This is a genomic window from Corynebacterium lipophilum, assembly GCF_024102595.1.
Taxonomy (GTDB): domain Bacteria; phylum Actinomycetota; class Actinomycetes; order Mycobacteriales; family Mycobacteriaceae; genus Corynebacterium; species Corynebacterium pseudogenitalium.
Genome location: NZ_JAEUWV010000006.1, coordinates 72,593 through 89,189 on the forward strand (window position 1 = coordinate 72,593; position 16,597 = coordinate 89,189).

General features: G+C 63.5%; 13 protein-coding genes. 12 read left to right on the top strand and 1 reads right to left on the bottom strand.

The annotated features are described in order from the left end of the window. The first annotated feature begins 152 nt into the window (after window positions 1-152). Genes JMN37_RS06070 through JMN37_RS06085 form a run of 4 tightly spaced genes read left to right on the top strand, consistent with a single transcriptional unit; the run spans window position 153 to window position 5,818 of the window. Window positions 153-1,139 carry a malate dehydrogenase gene (locus tag JMN37_RS06070; RefSeq protein WP_070362033.1) on the top strand — a complete coding sequence of 329 codons (987 nt, stop codon included), beginning with the start codon at window positions 153-155 and terminating at the stop codon, window positions 1,137-1,139. A 42-nt stretch (window positions 1,140-1,181) separates the two neighbouring features. Continuing rightward, a complete protein-coding gene (locus tag JMN37_RS06075) occupies window positions 1,182-3,890 on the top strand; it encodes a valine--tRNA ligase (protein WP_070975228.1) in 2,709 nt (902 codons plus the stop codon). After that, window positions 3,891-5,387: a bifunctional tetrahydrofolate synthase/dihydrofolate synthase gene (gene folC, locus JMN37_RS06080; protein WP_071573555.1), complete on the top strand. Its 1,497-nt coding sequence runs from the start codon at window positions 3,891-3,893 to the stop codon at window positions 5,385-5,387. Next, window positions 5,384-5,818 carry a DUF4233 domain-containing protein gene (locus tag JMN37_RS06085; protein ID WP_070975226.1) on the top strand — a complete coding sequence of 145 codons (435 nt, stop codon included), beginning with the start codon at window positions 5,384-5,386 and terminating at the stop codon, window positions 5,816-5,818. The genes folC and JMN37_RS06085 overlap by 4 nt, the downstream gene beginning before the upstream one ends. Here JMN37_RS06085 and JMN37_RS06090 read toward each other — a convergent pair. Beyond that, on the bottom strand, window positions 5,815-7,281 hold the full coding sequence (locus JMN37_RS06090; protein ID WP_071573554.1) for an AMP-binding protein: 1,467 nt from the start codon (window positions 7,279-7,281) through the stop codon (window positions 5,815-5,817). The genes JMN37_RS06085 and JMN37_RS06090 overlap by 4 nt on opposite strands. Before the next feature lie 72 nt (window positions 7,282-7,353). On the opposite strand from JMN37_RS06090, the gene ndk reads away from it, so the two are divergent. The 8 genes from ndk (at window position 7,354) to JMN37_RS06130 (ending at window position 16,541) form a co-directional block, all read left to right on the top strand. Continuing rightward, a complete protein-coding gene (ndk, locus tag JMN37_RS06095; protein WP_070478404.1) occupies window positions 7,354-7,764 on the top strand; it encodes a nucleoside-diphosphate kinase in 411 nt (136 codons plus the stop codon). 279 nt (window positions 7,765-8,043) lie between these two features. Beyond that, window positions 8,044-10,707 carry a translation initiation factor IF-2 N-terminal domain-containing protein gene (locus JMN37_RS06100; protein ID WP_256472777.1) on the top strand — a complete coding sequence of 888 codons (2,664 nt, stop codon included), beginning with the start codon at window positions 8,044-8,046 and terminating at the stop codon, window positions 10,705-10,707. A 200-nt stretch (window positions 10,708-10,907) separates the two neighbouring features. Next, window positions 10,908-11,213, top strand: a complete 306-nt coding sequence (rplU, locus tag JMN37_RS06105; RefSeq protein WP_071573552.1) for a 50S ribosomal protein L21 — start codon at window positions 10,908-10,910, stop codon at window positions 11,211-11,213. A gap of 25 nt (window positions 11,214-11,238) precedes the next feature. Next, on the top strand, window positions 11,239-11,559 hold the full coding sequence (gene rpmA, locus JMN37_RS06110) for a 50S ribosomal protein L27 (RefSeq protein ID WP_070975223.1): 321 nt from the start codon (window positions 11,239-11,241) through the stop codon (window positions 11,557-11,559). 112 nt (window positions 11,560-11,671) lie between these two features. Further along, window positions 11,672-13,192 carry a GTPase ObgE gene (obgE, locus tag JMN37_RS06115; protein ID WP_070975222.1) on the top strand — a complete coding sequence of 507 codons (1,521 nt, stop codon included), beginning with the start codon at window positions 11,672-11,674 and terminating at the stop codon, window positions 13,190-13,192. Between the two features lie 17 nt (window positions 13,193-13,209). Next, window positions 13,210-14,346 carry a glutamate 5-kinase gene (proB, locus tag JMN37_RS06120; protein ID WP_071573551.1) on the top strand — a complete coding sequence of 379 codons (1,137 nt, stop codon included), beginning with the start codon at window positions 13,210-13,212 and terminating at the stop codon, window positions 14,344-14,346. 21 nt (window positions 14,347-14,367) lie between these two features. After that, entirely contained in the window at window positions 14,368-15,276 is a 909-nt protein-coding gene (locus JMN37_RS06125) for a D-isomer specific 2-hydroxyacid dehydrogenase family protein (protein WP_070478395.1), read from the top strand. Then, window positions 15,276-16,541, top strand: coding sequence for a glutamate-5-semialdehyde dehydrogenase (locus tag JMN37_RS06130; protein WP_071573550.1), 1,266 nt, complete (start codon window positions 15,276-15,278; stop codon window positions 16,539-16,541). Before JMN37_RS06125 ends, JMN37_RS06130 begins: the two co-directional genes overlap by 1 nt. The last annotated feature ends 56 nt before the right edge of the window (window positions 16,542-16,597 follow it).

Consider the following 16,597-nt stretch of genomic DNA (forward strand, 5'->3'; position numbering starts at 1 on the left):
TTTGCACCGTGTAAAACGGGAATTTGTTTGCCTTACTATGCCTTTTAGGCCTAAAGGGGGGAGGGTATGCACGATTTCGGGGGTAGTGTGTCGGTTGTACTACCTATACTTTGAATGTCAGGTACCGCACTCTATTGACCCGAGGTTTTTCTATGTCACACCATTCTTCCACTCCCGTTAAAGTCGTTGTCACCGGCGCAGCAGGCAACATTGCGTACTCCCTGCTGTGGCGTATTGCCTCCGGCGACGTCTTCGGTGCGGATCAGCCAGTTGAGCTGACGCTGCTTGAGATCCCAGCAGCGGTCCGCGCGGCGGAAGGTACCGCGATGGAGCTGCACGACTCTGCCTTCCCGCTCGTGACTGGCATCAACGTATCCGATGACCAGTTCAAGGCCTTCGAGGGTGCGAACGCCGCGTTCCTGGTTGGCGCGAAGCCACGCGGTAAGGGTGAGTCCCGCGCGGACATGCTTACCGCGAACGGCAAGATCTTCGTCGAGCAGGGTAAGGCCATCAACGCTGGCGCTGCGGACGATATCCGGGTGCTTGTCGTGGGCAACCCGGCGAACACCAACGCGCGCATCGCTGCGAAGGCCGCGGCGGATGTCCCTGCCGAGCGCTTCAATGCCTTGATGCGACTGGACCAGAATCGCGCACTGTCCATGCTGGGCCAGAAGCTGGAGGTGCCGTCGTCGACAATTGAAAAGATGGTGGTGTGGGGCAACCACTCGGATACTCAGTTCCCGGATGTGACCTTCGCTGAGGTCGGCGGCGAGAAGATTGCCGACAAGCTGGACCGCGATTGGTACGTCGACGAGTTCATCCCGCGCGTTGCCAAGCGCGGTGGCGAAATCATCGAGGTTCGCGGTAAGTCCTCGGCGGCCTCGGCTGCTTCGGCGGCAGTTGACCACATGCGTGACTGGGTCAACGGCACCGACGGCAAGTGGACGACGGCAGCGCTGCCTTCCACCGGCCAGTACGGTGTCGAGGAGGGGTTGCTTTTCGGCTTCCCGGTGATTGGCCGCGATGGCAAGTGGGAGGTCGTCGAGGGGCTGGAGATCAGCGACTTCCAGCGCGAGCGCATCGACAAGAACGTCGAAGCGATGCGCGGCGAGTGGGAGATTGCGTCCAAGCTTTTCTAACCGGTCGCGCCTACCGGAGGTTGATGGCTAAGATAGTCAACCGTGACTGACGCGACTGAACATTTGGTAGGCAAGAACCGAGCCGATGCGCTCCCGAAGTCTTGGGAGCCCGGCGAACACGAGCAGGCTTTGTACGAGGGCTGGGTGGAGAAGGGATACTTCACCGCCGACGCTTCCTCGGACAAGCCTGCTTATTCTGTGGTGCTGCCCCCGCCGAATGTGACGGGCCAGCTGCACATGGGCCACGCCCTGGACCACACGCTCATTGATGTTATGGTGCGCCGCAAACGCATGCAGGGCTACGAGGTGTTGTGGTTGCCGGGCATGGACCACGCGGGCATCGCTACGCAGACGAAGGTCGAGGCGAAGCTGAAGGCCGAGGAGGGCAAGGACCGCTACGACTATGGCCGCGAAGAGTTCGTGGACAAGGTATGGGAGTGGAAGCACCAGTACGGCGGCACCATCACCACGCAGATGCGGGCTATCGGTGACTCCGTGGATTGGTCGCGCGAGCGCTTCACGCTTGACGACGGCCTCTCGCGCGCAGTGCAGACGATCTTTAAGCAGCTGTACGACGCCGGAATGATCTACCGCGACTACCGACTGGTGAACTGGTCGCCGGTGCTGGAGACCGCGGTGTCCGACATTGAGGTCGTTTATAAGGACGTTGAGGGCGAGTTCGTCTCCATCCGTTACGGCTCGCTCAACGACGACGAGCCACACCTGGTCGTTGCCACGACCCGTGTTGAGACCATGCTGGGCGACGTCGCCATTGCCGTCCACCCAGACGACGAGCGCTACACGGACCTGGTTGGCCAGGAGTTCGACCACCCGTTCCGCGATGACCTGAAGATTCAGGTGATCGCCGACGATTACGTCGATATGGAACTGGGCACCGGCGCGGTGAAGATCACGCCTGCACACGACCCGAACGACTACGAGATGGGCCTGCGCCACAACCTGGACATGCCGATCATCATGGACGAGACCGGCCACATCGCCGACACCGGCACCAAGTTCGACGGCATGAGCCGCGAAGAGGCTCGCGTCGCGGTGCGTGAGGCGCTGGCGGAGCAAGGGCGCATCGTCAAGGAGGTGCGCCCGTACGTGCACTCGGTGGGCCACTCGGAGCGCTCCGGTGAACCGATTGAGCCACGCCTGAGCCTGCAGTGGTTCGTCAAGGTTGAAGAGCTGGCGAAGATGTCCGGCGATGCGATCCGCAACGGCGATACGAAGATTCACCCGGCATCGATGGAGAAGCGCTACTTCGACTGGGTGGACAACATGCATGACTGGACGATTTCGCGCCAGCTGTGGTGGGGCCACCGCATCCCGATCTGGTACGGACCGAATGACGAAGTGGTCTGCGTCGGCCCTGACGAGGAGCCGCCGGCTGGCTACACCCAGGACCCGGACGTGTTGGATACCTGGTTCTCCTCTGCGCTGTGGCCGTTCTCGACGCTCGGCTGGCCTGAGAAGACGCCGGATCTGGAGAAGTTCTACCCGACGTCCGTGTTGGTCACCGCGTATGACATTTTGTTCTTCTGGGTTGCCCGCATGATGATGTTCGGCACCTTTGCTGGAAAGAACACCCCTGAGATCCTCGGCGAGGGGGTTGACGGCCGCCCGATCATCCCGTTCACGGACCTGTACCTGCACGGCCTGGTGCGCGACGAGAAGGGGCGCAAGATGTCGAAGTCCCTGGGCAACGGCATCGACCCGATGGATTGGGTCGAGCGCTACGGCGCTGACGCGCTGCGCTTCGCCCTTGCGCGCGGCGCGAACCCGGGCGTGGACTTGCCGATCGGTGAGGACAACGCCACGTCCGCGCGTAACTTCGCCACCAAGCTGTACAACGCGACCCGCTTCGCTCTGATGAACGGCGCAGCGGTTGGTCCGCTGCCGGCCCGCGAGGAGCTGACGGACGCCGACCGCTGGATCCTGGACCGCGCGGAAGAAGTCCGCGCGAAGGTCGACGCCTACTTGGACGACTACCAGTTCGCGAAGGCGAACGAGGATCTCTACCACTTCGCGTGGGATGAGCTGTGTGACTGGTACCTGGAGATCGCAAAGACCCAGATCCCGCGCGAGGGCGAGACTGCGCAGGGCCGTAACACGCAGATCGTGCTCGGCCGCGTGCTCGACGTGGTGCTGCGCCTGCTGCACCCGACGATGCCGTTCATCACCGAGGTCCTGTGGACCGCGTTGACGCAGCAGCCTTCGGTGACGCAGGCGCCTTGGCCGACTGCGGAGGACACCAATGGTGGCGTCGAAACGGATGATGTGGCGCGCCGCAGGATCCAGGATGCGATCAAGCTGATTACCGAGCTGCGTCGTTTCCGCGCTGACCAGGGTGTGAAGCCGAACCAGAAGGTGCCGGCGAAGCTTGACTTTGCCAAGGCGGACCTGGCTGGGCTGGAAAACGTTATCCGCGATATCGCGCGGGTGGAGACGCCTGCTGAGGGCTTTGCGGCGTCGGCAAGCATTGAGATGCGCCTGAGCCAGGCGACGCTCGACGTGGCGCTGGACACCTCCGGCACCGTCGACGTTGCGGCCGAGCGCAAGCGCCTGGAGAAGGAACTCGCGGCGGCGGAGAAGGAGCTCGATACCACTGGCCGTCAGCTCGGCAACGAGCAGTTCCTGGCGAACGCGCCGGAGCAGGTCGTTGAGAAGATCAAGGTGCGCCAGCAGGTTGCGAAGGAAGAGTTCGCACGTGTGACGGCGCGCCTGGCGCAGCTGCCGGAGGCGTAGATGGCCGACAATGCTGACCTGCCGGAGCTTCCGGAGCTACCCGAGCAGTTCGATATCTCTGTCGAGGAGTCCGGGCTGCGCCTGAACCTGGGCGCGCCGCAGGCGGAGGAGACGGAAGACGTCGTCGCGCGCGAGGTCACGCCTGAGGACCTCGCGGCATTGCGTGAGGTCCAGCAGCAGCTCGAGGAACGCTGGGGCGAAACGCAAATTGACCCGACGCTGGAGCGCGTCGAGTACGTCATGGATCTGCTGGGCTCCCCGCAGCGTTCATTCAAAGCGATTCACGTCGCGGGGACGAACGGGAAGACGTCGACAACCCGAATGATCGAGTCGCTGCTGCGCAGCCTCGGGCACCGGGTGGGGCGCACGACGAGCCCGCATCTGCAGTTGATCACCGAGCGCATCGGGATCGACGGCCAACCAATCCACCCCGCGGACTTTGTGCGCATCTACGAGGAGATCAAGCCGTACCTCGCGATGGCTGACGACCACTTCGGCCAGCCGCTGAGCTTCTTTGAAGCCATGGTGTGCATCGCCTACGCCGCGTTTGCCGACGCCCCGGTGGACATCGCCGTGGTGGAAGTCGGCATGGGTGGCCGCTGGGACGCAACCAACGTGATCGACGCGGACGTCAACGTGATCATGCCGATCGGCATCGACCACACGCAGTACCTCGGCGATACGATCGAGCAGATCGCGGGAGAGAAGGCCGGCATCATCACAAATCCGGACTCCGTCACGGTCATCGCCGACCAGCAGCCGGAGGCCATGCGTGTGGTGCTGGAGCAGACCGTCCAGGTCGGTAGCGCCGTCGCGCGCCTCGGCTCCGAGTTCGGCGTTGAGGAAGCCGGGGTGGCCGTCGGAGGCCAGCAGCTACGGCTGCGCGGGCTCGCCGGCAGCTACGACGACATCTTCCTGCCGCTGTCCGGCCCACACCAGGCCCGCAACGCGGCCGTCGCGCTCGCGGCGGTCGAGGCATTCCACGGTGCACACGCCGAGCACCCGCTCAACATTGAGGCGGTGCGGGAAGGCTTTACGGCGGTCCGCTCTCCGGGCAGGCTCGAGCGAGTGCGCGCCACACCCACCACGTTTATCGACGCCACCCACAACCCACACGGCGCAACCGCCCTCGCGGAGGCACTGCAGCACGACTTCGACTTCACCCGACTCATCGGCGTGCTGGGCATCCTCGGTGACAAGGACGCCGCTGGCATTTTCCAGGCGCTAGAACCGGCGCTCACGGAAGTCGTGATTACGCAGAACTCCTCGCCACGCGCGATGGAGGCCGAAGACCTTGCCGAGATCGCCCGCTCCATCTTCGGCGATGAGCGCGTGCACGTGCAGCCGCACCTGCCGTCCGCCTACGAGCTGGCCGTTGAGCTTGCCGAGGACGCCCTTGCAGAAGTCGGCGTGCAGTCCGGCTCCGGTGTGATCATCACCGGCTCCGTCGTGACCGCGGGGGAGGCCCGCACCATGTTTGGAAAGGACCCAGAGTGAGCAGAGAAAAACGCCAACCGCCGATCAGCCCGCTCGGGCTCGGGCACGAGCCGGTCAAGGACCCAATCGCAGGACTGCGCGGGGTGCTCTCCGGCACGCTGATCATGGAATCGATCACCGTGCTGCTCATCCTGCTCGTGATTCTTAAAGTCGACGGTGGCGCCTACTGGACCACGTTCAACTGGGTGTACATCGTGGTCATCGGCGTCGCCCACGCGGTGATGGCGTTCGCGCAGAAGGTGCCGGGCGCGATGTGGATTAACTTGGCCCTGCAGGTGCCGCTCATCTTTGGGTTCTTCGTGCACTGGTCGGTCACGGTGGTTGGCCTGATGTTCGGCCTGGTGTGGTTCTTCATCGTGAAGCTGCGCTCCGACATTGTGCAGCGCATGCGTGGCGGCTACCTGACCACGCAGCACCTGGACGCCGACTAGAGTTCGCGCCGCAGAATCTTCCCCGCCGCGTTGCGGGGGATGTGATCCGTGAAGGTGACTTCACGGATCTTTTTGTATCCGGCCACCCGCTCGGCGACCCACTCCATGATTTCCTCGCGGCTCAGCGTAGTGCCGTCGGCGACGACGATGCAGGCGCGCGGGACTTCGCAGTCGACCCCGTGAGTGCGCACGATATGGCGGACGACGGCGGCGTCGGCAACCGCGGGGTGGGTGCGTAGCAGTGCCTCAAGCTCGGCGGGGGCGACGTGGAAGCCCTTGTACTTAATTACTTCTTTCGCCCGGTCGACGATGTAGACGGTGCCGTCCTCAGCCAGCGTGACGATATCCCCCGTGTGCAGCCACCCACCACTGATCGTCGCCCGAGTTGCCTCCGGGTCGTTGCGATAGCCCCGCATCACTTGCGGGCCCCGGATGAGCATCTCACCGGGCTCGCCGGGGGCGACGTCGTGGCCGTCGCGAAGGTCGACGATGCGGAACTGCGTATTCGGCACCGCGAACCCAATCGAGCCCGGCTTCGACCTCCCGGCAATGCCTACGTGGGTCACCGGGGACGTCTCCGTGGTGCCGTAGCCCTGCAGGATCACCGTGCCGAGCCGCTGCTCAACGCTGTCCGCCAACGCATCGTCCAGCGGGGCGGCGCCGCACACCATGAACCGGGAGTCCGCGAACGCCTCCGCGGTCGCCTCAGAGTGTCGTGAGAGTGCGAGCGCGATCGGCGGGGCAATAAAGCCCAGCTCAATATGGTGGCTTCGCTGCGCCTCAATAAACGCTCCCAGGTCGAAGCCTGCCATCGTGTGAATATGGTGGCGCGCGTAGAGCGACGACAGCAGCAGCGTGTTCAGCCCGTAGATGTGGGCGAACGGCAGCGGCGCCAGTGTCGAGGTGCCCGCGCCGATGCCGCTTGCGCGCAGCGCGGCCGAAAACTGCAGCATGTTCGCGCACAGGTTGCGGTGCGTCAGCTCGACGGCCTTCGGCAAACCGGTGGTACCGGAGGAAAAGGCAACCGCGGCGATATCTTCCGGCCCGGCTGGGGAGGCCCTGTGCTCGGCAGGTTCGGTGGGGGCGATGGGGGCGTCGAGAAGAACTTTGGCCTCGGCGAGCGCGCAGAGGTGGTCACGTTCGGCAGCAGTGAGACTCGTCCCCAACAAGCTTGCCGACGCCCCCACCTGCACCAACGCGAGGAAAGTGACTGCGAAATCGATGCCGTTGGGCAGCTGCACCGCGACGCAATCCCCGGGACCGATGCCGCGGTGGCGCAACGTGGCGGCGAGCGCCAGCACCTCCTGGTGAAGCTGCGCATAGGTCACGCTGCGCCCCGTCTCGACTTCCGTGAGCGCCGGCGCCGACGCATGCTCGCCGAGGTTGCCGAAGAGCAGATCGGTGATGGAGCGCGCTCGCGTGCCGACGTCCGGAATTGGCGGCAGGGGACTCTCATATGTCATGGAGCAAACTTTAATCACCCCCACATCAAGATGTTCGCACCCGGTGGTTGTTGTTTAGTAGGGTAGGGAGACATGACTGAACGTACACTGATTTTGATTAAGCCAGACGGCGTTGCAAACGGCCACGTCGGAGAGATCATCTCCCGCATTGAGCGTAAGGGCCTCAAGCTGGTCGAGATGGACCTGCGCACCGCAGACCGTGAGACCGCAGAGAAGCACTACGCAGAGCACAAGGACAAGCCGTTCTTCGGTGAACTCGTTGACTTCATCACCTCTGCTCCGCTGGTAGCAGGTATCGTCGAGGGCGAGCGCGCTATCGAGGCTTGGCGTCAGCTCGCCGGCGGCACCGACCCGGTTGCCAAGGCAACCCCTGGTACCATCCGCGGCGACTTCGCCCTGACCGTTGGCGAGAACGTCGTCCACGGTTCCGACTCCCCAGAGTCCGCCGAGCGCGAGATCGCAATCTGGTTCCCGAATAAGTAAGAACCACGCTTCAACCGCCCATCCTGCTGTACATGGCAGGGTGGGCGCTTTTGTTGTGTTGGCGGCGACGCTGAAATAGGCGCAGTCGGCGTCGTGTGCCACAATGGGGGCAAGCTTTTTACAACTTTCTGTAGGAACGTGTGTCAGCCGTGTGGCAGCGGCAACGGCTTCGCGCCCGGTTGACGCAGCTTGCAGATGCAAAAATATAGGAGCACGTACGTGGCGAAAAAATCTCATACCGAAATTCAGGACTTTGATCGATCAACCCTGAAAGACAAAATGCGGGTGTTCCAGCTCGCGAAGGCGTTGGGGGTGGCGTCGAAGGACGTTGTCGTCGCGCTGACTGAGTTGGGAATTACAAAGGTTGCGCAGTCCTCGGTTACTCGGGAGGAAGCCGAGAAGGTCATCGATGCGCTGCAGCAGCCCGCGGATGAAGCTGAGGCGAAGAAGTCGAAAGACAGTAGCGACGAAAAGATCCGCGAGCGGGTGCGCAAGGACGTAGAAAACGAGATCCACCAGATCGAGGAGAAAGTCGACGCCACATTCGAAGTCGCCGACGAGCCGGAGTCGGAGCCTGAACCAACACCAGAGCCTGAACCGGAGTCTGCACAAGAGCCGGAGCCCGAACCTGAAGAGGAAGCAACGGTCGAATACGCGCCGATCTTCAAGGCGCCGACGCGTCCAAAGCGCCGCCGAGCAGTGCGCACCTCCGAACCGAAGGAAGCGGATGAGGATGCCGCACCGAAGAGTGAGGCTGAGGAGCCCAAGGAGGAAGAGCCTAAGGTCGAGGTTATTGACGAGCCGAAGGGGATCAGCGGTTCCGCCCGTCTGGAGGCGCAGCGTCGTCGGCGGAGTGAGCGTCGAGAAGCGGAGCGCCAGCGCTCCCGCATTGTTTCTGAGGCGGAATTCCTCGCGCGGCGCGAGTCGGTGCACCGCACGATGGTGGTGCGCGAGCGCGACCGCAACGACGGCCCAGGCCGCATCACGCAGGTAGCGGTCCTGGAAGACGGGCTGCTCGCGGAGCACTTTGTGTCCACGGACGATAATGCGTCGATCATCGGCAACATTTACATGGGCCGTGTCCAGAACGTGCTGCCGGGCATGGAGGCGGCGTTCATCGACATCGGAACCGGGCGCAACGCGGTGCTTTACGCCAGCGAGGTTGACTGGAAGGCTGCGAAGCTTGGCGGGAAGAAGCGCAGGATTGAGCACGCGCTGAAGTCCGGCGACCAGGTGATGGTGCAGGTCTCGAAGGATATTAACGGGCACAAGGGTGCTCGCCTGACAACGCATATTTCGCTGGCCGGACGTTTCCTCGTGTACGTGCCGGGTGGCCGTAACGCCGGAATCTCCCGCAAGCTGCCCGTCACCGAACGCAAGCGCCTCAAGGGCATCCTCAACGAGGTTGTGCCTGGCAAGGGTGGGGCGATTATTCGTACGGCTGCCGAGGGCATGTCGAAGGAAGCGATTGCTGAGGACGTCCAGCGCCTGCACAAACAGTGGGAAATGGTGCAGGAAAAGGCAGAAGCCGCGAAGAACGGGAAGGGCTCGCGCCCGGTGCTGCTCTACGAAGAGCCGCGCCTGATCGTCCGCGTCGTCCGCGACGTCTTCAACGAGGACTTCTCTGAGCTGATCATTGACGGTAAGAAGTCCTACAACATTGCGCACGCTTACCTGCAGTCCGTCGCGCCTGACCTGTTGGACCGCGTAACCAAGTTTGACCGCTCCGAACACGACGGTGCCGACGCCTTTGCGGAGCACCGCATCGACGAGCAGGTGCAGAAGGCGCTTGCCCGCGTGGTGTGGCTGCCGTCGGGCGGCACGCTCGTTATTGAGCGCACCGAGGCCATGACGGTGATTGACGTCAACACCGGCAAATTCACTGGCTCCGGCGGCAACCTCGAGGAGACGGTCACCGCGAACAATTTGGAGGCCGCGGAGGAAGTCGTCCGCCAGCTGCGCCTGCGCGACATCGGCGGCATGGTGGTCATCGACTTCATTGACATGATCCTGGATGAAAACAAGGAGCTGGTGCTGCGTCGCCTGAAGGAAACGCTGGGCCGCGACCGCTCCCGCCACCAGGTCTCCGAGGTCACCTCGCTCGGCCTGGTGCAGCTGACTCGCAAGAAGCTCGGCGACGGCCTGCTTGAGACCTACTCCAAGCCGTGCGAGTGCTGTGGTGGCCGCGGTGTGATCATTACCGAGGAGCCTGTTGAGCACGCGACGTACAACCCGGAGGAGGACGACCTGCAGCACCGCGGTGGCCGCGGCAAGCGTCGTGGGAAGTCGAATGGCGAGCGTTCCAACAAGAAGGCGGAGGAGAAGCGCCGCAGCAAGCTGGACGAAAAGGCTATCGACGAGCTGGTCGGCTCGGTTGTTTCCGAAGATAATGAAGCACACGAAGACAACGACGAGCCGAAGCCGCCTACAGTAGGTGAATCCTCCAAGCGCGAGTCTGGTTCGCGCCGCCGTGGGCGTCGAGGCACGGGTCGCGGGCGCGGGCGCGCGCAGGAACAGGACAAGCCACAGGACAAGCCGCAGGAGCAGGCTCAGGAGAAGGGCAAGCCTGAGCAGACGTACGAGGATGCCGTCGACGCCTTCGAGCGCTCCCCGCGCCGGAAGCGAGCGACCCGCGGTAACTCCCGTTCGGACCACAAGCCAAAGCGTGAAGACTTTGAACGCCAGGAGCACGTTAAGGAACCTGCGAAGGAAGCTCCACGCGAGGAAGCGCAAGAGCAGCCGAAGGTGAAGGTGACGGAGTCTCCTCGCCGGCGCGGGCGTCGGCGCGCAGTGCGCAAGACGTCCCAGCCGCAGCAGCAGGAGCAACCGAAGGCGAAGGAAACGAAGCAGAAGGCAACCAAGCCTGCGACGAAGAAACAGGAGTCGAAGGCGAGTGCGCGGCGCAGGCGGCGACGCGCGACACGCCGAACCTCTTCCAAATAGAGGGACAGAGGGGTGCGGTTTGATAATCGCACCCGCTTCTGTGTAGTATTTGACAGTCGCTGTTTTGGGCTGTGAAGCCGCGCCGTTTATGCATGCAGGCACGGTGGAACGCGAAAGGCCACAAAGCGCTAGAGAACTGTACCAACTGTCTTCTGAGCATGCGGGGAGACACAACGAGTTTAGATAAGGGGTAACCCTCTATGTACGCGATCGTCAAGACTGGCGGCAAGCAGTACAAGGTTGCCGAAGGCGACCTCGTCAAGGTCGAGAAGATCGAGGGTGAAGCGGGCGACAAGGTTGCCCTCACCCCGGTTCTGCTCGTCGATGGCGCGGATGTCACCGCAGGCCCTGATGCTTTGTCCAAGGTTTCTGTTGAGGCTGAGATTGTCGAGCACGGCAAAGGCAAGAAGGTCGACATTCTGAAGTACAAGAACAAGACTGGCTACAAGGTCCGCCAGGGCCACCGCCAGCCACAGACAACCATCAGGATCACTGGTATCAAGTAAGACTTCCATCTAAGGAGATTCAGACATGGCACACAAGAAGGGTGCATCCAGCTCCACGAACGGTCGTGACTCAGAGTCGAAGCGCCTCGGTGTGAAGCGTTTCGGTGGTCAGCAGGTAAAGGCTGGCGAGATCATCGTTCGTCAGCGCGGCACCAAGTTCCACCCAGGCGACAACGTCGGCCGCGGTGGCGACGACACGCTGTTCGCACTTGCAGCGGGCGCAGTCCAGTTCGGCATTAAGCGCAACCGTCGCATCGTCAACATCGTCCCAGCGGACGGCGAGGGCGTTTCGGCAGAGGTGCTCGAGGCTGCAGAGGCAGCTGGCGTCGCACAGGAAACTGCGTAGCCCGTAGCAATACTTGAAACACCGCACACCCCGACCGGGTGCGCGGTGTTTTTCTTTCCCACAACCCGGTACCCTCCACTACTAGAACTCTTTTGCAAGGAAGGCGGAACTAATGGCCCAATTTGTTGACCGCGCGGTGCTGCACCTCCAGGCCGGTGACGGCGGACATGGCTGTGTCTCTGTCCACCGCGAAAAATTCAAACCCCTCGGTGGCCCGGATGGCGGCAACGGCGGCCACGGTGGTGACATTGTGCTGGAGGTGTCCAACCAGGTGCACACGCTGTTGGACTTCCAGTACCGCCCGCACGTCAAGGCGAAGCGCGGCGGCAATGGGGAGGGCGATCACCGAAACGGCGCCCGCGGAGAGGACCTTATCTTGGAGGTCCCAGTCGGAACCGTTGTGCGTAGTGAGGATGGCGAAATCCTCGCCGACTTGACGGTGCCGGGCACCCGTTTCCTTGCGGCTGAAGGCGGCTTCGGTGGGTTGGGCAACGCGGCTCTTGCCACTGCGAAGCGAAAGGCCCCGGGCTTCGCACTCAAGGGTGAGCCTGGCGAAGCGCACGATTTGATCCTCGAGCTGAAGTCCATGGCGGATGTGGGGCTGGTGGGGTTCCCGTCGGCGGGGAAGTCCTCGCTGATTTCGGTGCTCTCGGCCGCGAAGCCGAAGATCGCGGATTACCCCTTTACGACGCTCGCTCCGAACCTTGGCGTGGTCAACGTCGGCGATGATACGTACACTATCGCGGACGTGCCCGGCCTGATCCCTGGCGCGAGCCAGGGTAAGGGCCTGGGTCTGGACTTCCTGCGCCACATCGAGCGCACCGCGGTGCTCGCGCACATTGTGGACGTAGCCACGATGGAGCCGGGGCGCGATCCGATCTCTGACATTGAAGCGCTCGAGCACGAGCTTGACTCCTACGCCGACCAGCTTGACCTGGACTCTGGCCTCGGTGACCTGCGTGAGCGCCCTCGCATCGTCGTGCTGAACAAGATGGACGTGCCGGAGGCCCGGGAGCTCGCCGAGTTCTTGGAAGACGACATCAAGGAAAAGTTCGGCTGGGATGTATACATGATCTCCACCGCGACCCGCGAGGGCCTTGACCCGCTGAAGTGGGCGCTGTGGAAGATCGTGGAGCGTGCCAGGAAGCGACGCGTGAAAGCCGAGAAGGCAACTCCTACGGAGGTGCTGCGACCGAAGGCGGTTGCGCCACGGCGCCGTGGGCACGCGCAGGAGGGCGGCATCGAAGTTGTTCCTGACCCGATGTGGCCGGGCGGCTGGCTGGTCACTGGCGAGAAAGCAGAGCGCTGGATTCGCCAGACCGACTTCGAAAACGACGAGGCGGTCGGCTACCTCTCGGACCGCCTGAACAAGGCCGGCGTGGAAGACCAACTGCGTAAGATCGGCGCGAAGGAGGGAGACACCGTCACCATCGGCGAGATCTCGTTTGATTGGGAGCCATCGCGAGCGGGCGACCCAACCATGGCGGGACGTGGCCAGGACGCCCGACTCTACGACACCACGCGCGCGTCCGCATCGGAGCGCAAGCGCGCGTCCCAGGCGCGCCGCGGCCTTATCGACGAGTTCGATTTCGGCGACGGGGAGACAGCCGACCGGGAACGTTGGCAGGGTTAGCGCTACACTGAGCTGCTATGAACGCAGCAACAACTACGGAGGCGCAGCTTCGCGAGCACATTGCTGGTGCGAAGCGGGTCGTCGTCAAGCTTGGTACCTCCTCACTGGTCAATGAGGATTCCTCGGTGAGCAGGGTCAAGATTGACCGCCTCGTTGATGCGCTGGTGGACCGCATGGATGCGGGCACCGACGTCGTGGTGGTGTCCTCCGGCGCGATCGCGGCGGGAATGAGCCCGTTGGGGCTGCGGACTCGCCCGCGGGATCTTGCCACGAAGCAGGCCGCTGCAGCGGTGGGGCAGGTGCACCTCGCGCAGGAATGGGGCGCCTCCTTCGCCAGGCATGGTCGCACAGTGGGGCAGGTGCTGCTCACGCAAGCTGATGCCGGCGTGCGGGAGCGCGCGCGGAACGCCCAGCGCACGATCGACAGGCTGCGGCAGCTGGGCACTGTGCCGATCGTGAACGAGAACGACACGGTGGCGACCTCCGAGATGCGCTTCGGCGATAACGACAGGCTCTCGGCGATTGTGGCGACGCTCATCGGAGCCGATGCGCTCGTGTTGCTTTCAGACGTCGACGGCCTCTACGACCGCAACCCGGCCGACCCGAGCGCGCGCTTTGTCTCTGAGGTCCGCACCGGCGCTGACCTCGAGGGCGTCGTGGCCGGTGACGGTGGTGCGCTCGGGACCGGGGGGATGGCGGCGAAGGTGTCGGCGGCGCGGCTCGCAGCCCGCGGCGGAGTGCCAGTGCTGCTGACCAGCGCGACCAAAATCTCGCAGGCGCTGCAGGACGCAAGCTGCGGAACCGTATTCCACACCCGTGAGCAGTCAACGCTTAGGGCATGGAAATTCTGGGCGCTCTACGCCGCGGACGCTGAAGGCGTGCTGCGCCTGGATAAAGGCGCCGTGCAGGCCGTCACCAGTGGGGGCACGAGCTTACTCGCGGTGGGTATCACCGACATCGAGGGGGACTTCCACGCCGGTGACATCGTGGAGATCCTGGGGCCCGACTCGGAAGCCGTCGGGCGCGGCGAGGTTGCGTATGATGCCGCGGAGCTTGCCGGCATGCTGGGCAAGCACACGGATGAGCTGCCGGAAGGGCAGCGCAAACCCGTCGTGCACGCCGACTATTTATCAAATTTCGCCACCCGTCTGTAAATACACGCTAGGTTGGGGTGCATGAAATTTGCATTCTTACCGAAACCTTGGGACGCAGTCGTCGATGACCTGACAGATCACGGCCACACGTTTGTGGACCTCGACGAGTCTCCAGACGTGTTGGTGTTTCGCGGGAATCCGGAAGATTTCCCAGAGGAATTACCGCCGAGCGTGAAGCTTGTGCAGGTGGCGTATGCGGGCGTCGAAAAGCTGGTAGAGGCAGGGGTGCTCGATGTCGATGTGCCGGTGGCTAATGCCGCCGGGATATACGACGACACTGTGGCCGAGGCGGCACTGGCGCTGCTGTTGGGGGTGCTGCACCGGCACAAGGCGGTGACGCCGCAGTGGAACGACAGGCAGCTCAACGAGGAGACGGACTACCTGTTCGACAACAAGAAGGTCGCGGTGATTGGGGCGGGTGGCATCGGTAAGATGCTGATCCGCTTCCTCGAGCCGTTCGGGCCGGAGATTATCGCAGTGAACCGCTCCGGCAACCCGGTGCCGGGGGCCAAACGCACCGTGGCGATGTCCGAGGCGCAGGATGTGTGGTCGGAGGCGGACTACTTCGTGCTCATCGCGCCACTGACGAAGCAGACGCACCACCTCGTCAACGCGGAGGTGCTGCGCGCGATGAAGCCGAACGCGGTGGTGGTCAACGTTGGCCGTGGCCCACTGATTGATACGGAGGCGCTGACCAAGGCCCTGCAGGATGGCACGATTGCTGGCGCTGGCCTGGACGTGACGGACCCTGAGCCGCTGCCGGAGGATCACCCGCTGTGGCAGATGGACCGCTGCCTGATTACCCCGCACACCGCGAACATCCCGCGCTACATGCAAGCGCGCGTGGGTGAACTGACACGCCGAAACTGGGAGGCACTGCAAGAGGGCCGCCCGTTGCCGACGCAGATTGATGTGGAGGAAGGATACTAATGACGACTATCGAAGCTCAGGTACTGCAGTTGGCGAAGGCTGCGAAGCAGGTGGCGCCGGTGATCGCGACGCTACCGACCGTCCGCAAAAACGCTGTGCTGCAGCACGCGGCGCAGGCGCTGGAAGCACGTACTGCGGAGATTCTGCAGGCCAACGCCCGCGACATCGAGGAAGGCCGCGCGGCTGGCATGGACGAAGCGTTGGTAGACAGGCTCGCGCTGGATGAGCAACGCATCGCGGGCATCGCGGACGGACTGCGTCAGGTCGCGAGCCTCCACGACCCAGTTGGGGATGTGGTGCGCGGCGGCACGATGTACAACGGGATCCGGATGCGCCAGGTTCGCGTGCCGCTCGGCGTGATGGGCATGGTCTACGAGGCCCGCCCGAACGTCACGGTCGATGCGTTTGGCCTGGCGCTGAAGTCAGGCAACGTGGCACTGCTGCGTGGTTCGAAGTCGGCGGCGCATTCGAACGCGGCGCTGGTCGCGGTGCTGCAGGACGTGCTGGCGAAGGAGGGGCTGCCAACCGAGGCGGTCCAGCTGCTGCCGAGCGACTCGCACGACTCCGTCACCGCGCTCATCACGGCACGCGGCCTCGTCGATGTGGTCATTCCGCGCGGCAGCGCCCGGCTTATCGACGCCGTCGTTACCCAAGCAACCGTGCCAACCATCGAGACCGGCACTGGCAACTGCCACGTATACGTGGATGCTTCAGCGGACATTCAGCAGGCGACCGACATTGTCGTCAATGGCAAGACGCGCCGGGTGTCGGTGTGCAACGCGACCGAAACGGTGCTGCTTGACGCGGCGTTGCCGGATGCGGACAAGCTGGCCGTCGTAAAGGCACTGCAGGACGCCGACGTGACCGTCCACGGGGACCCGGCAGCACTTGGTGCGTTCGGGGCTTGCGACGTAGTCGAGGCCGACGAGCACGATTGGGCGGAGGAGTACCTTTCGATGGACGTTGCCGTCGGTGTCGTCGACGGCGTTGAGGAGGCCGCGAAGCACATCGCACGCTACTCCTCGGGGCACACGGAAGCCGTGGTCGCCACTGATGCGCGCGTGCTGCAGTACTTCGCGGACCACGTGGATTCGGCAGCCATCATGCTCAATGCCTCGACCGCGTTTACGGATGGCGAGCAATACGGCATGGGTGCAGAGATCGGGATCTCTACCCAGAAACTGCACGCACGTGGACCGATGGCGCTGCCTGAACTGACAAGCACGAAGTGGATCCTGGAGGGCAGCGGGCAGACTCGAAGTTAGGAAAATGGTGTGGGCGGGCTACACTAATGCGCAGTTTCTTCACACCCGGAGTCCAA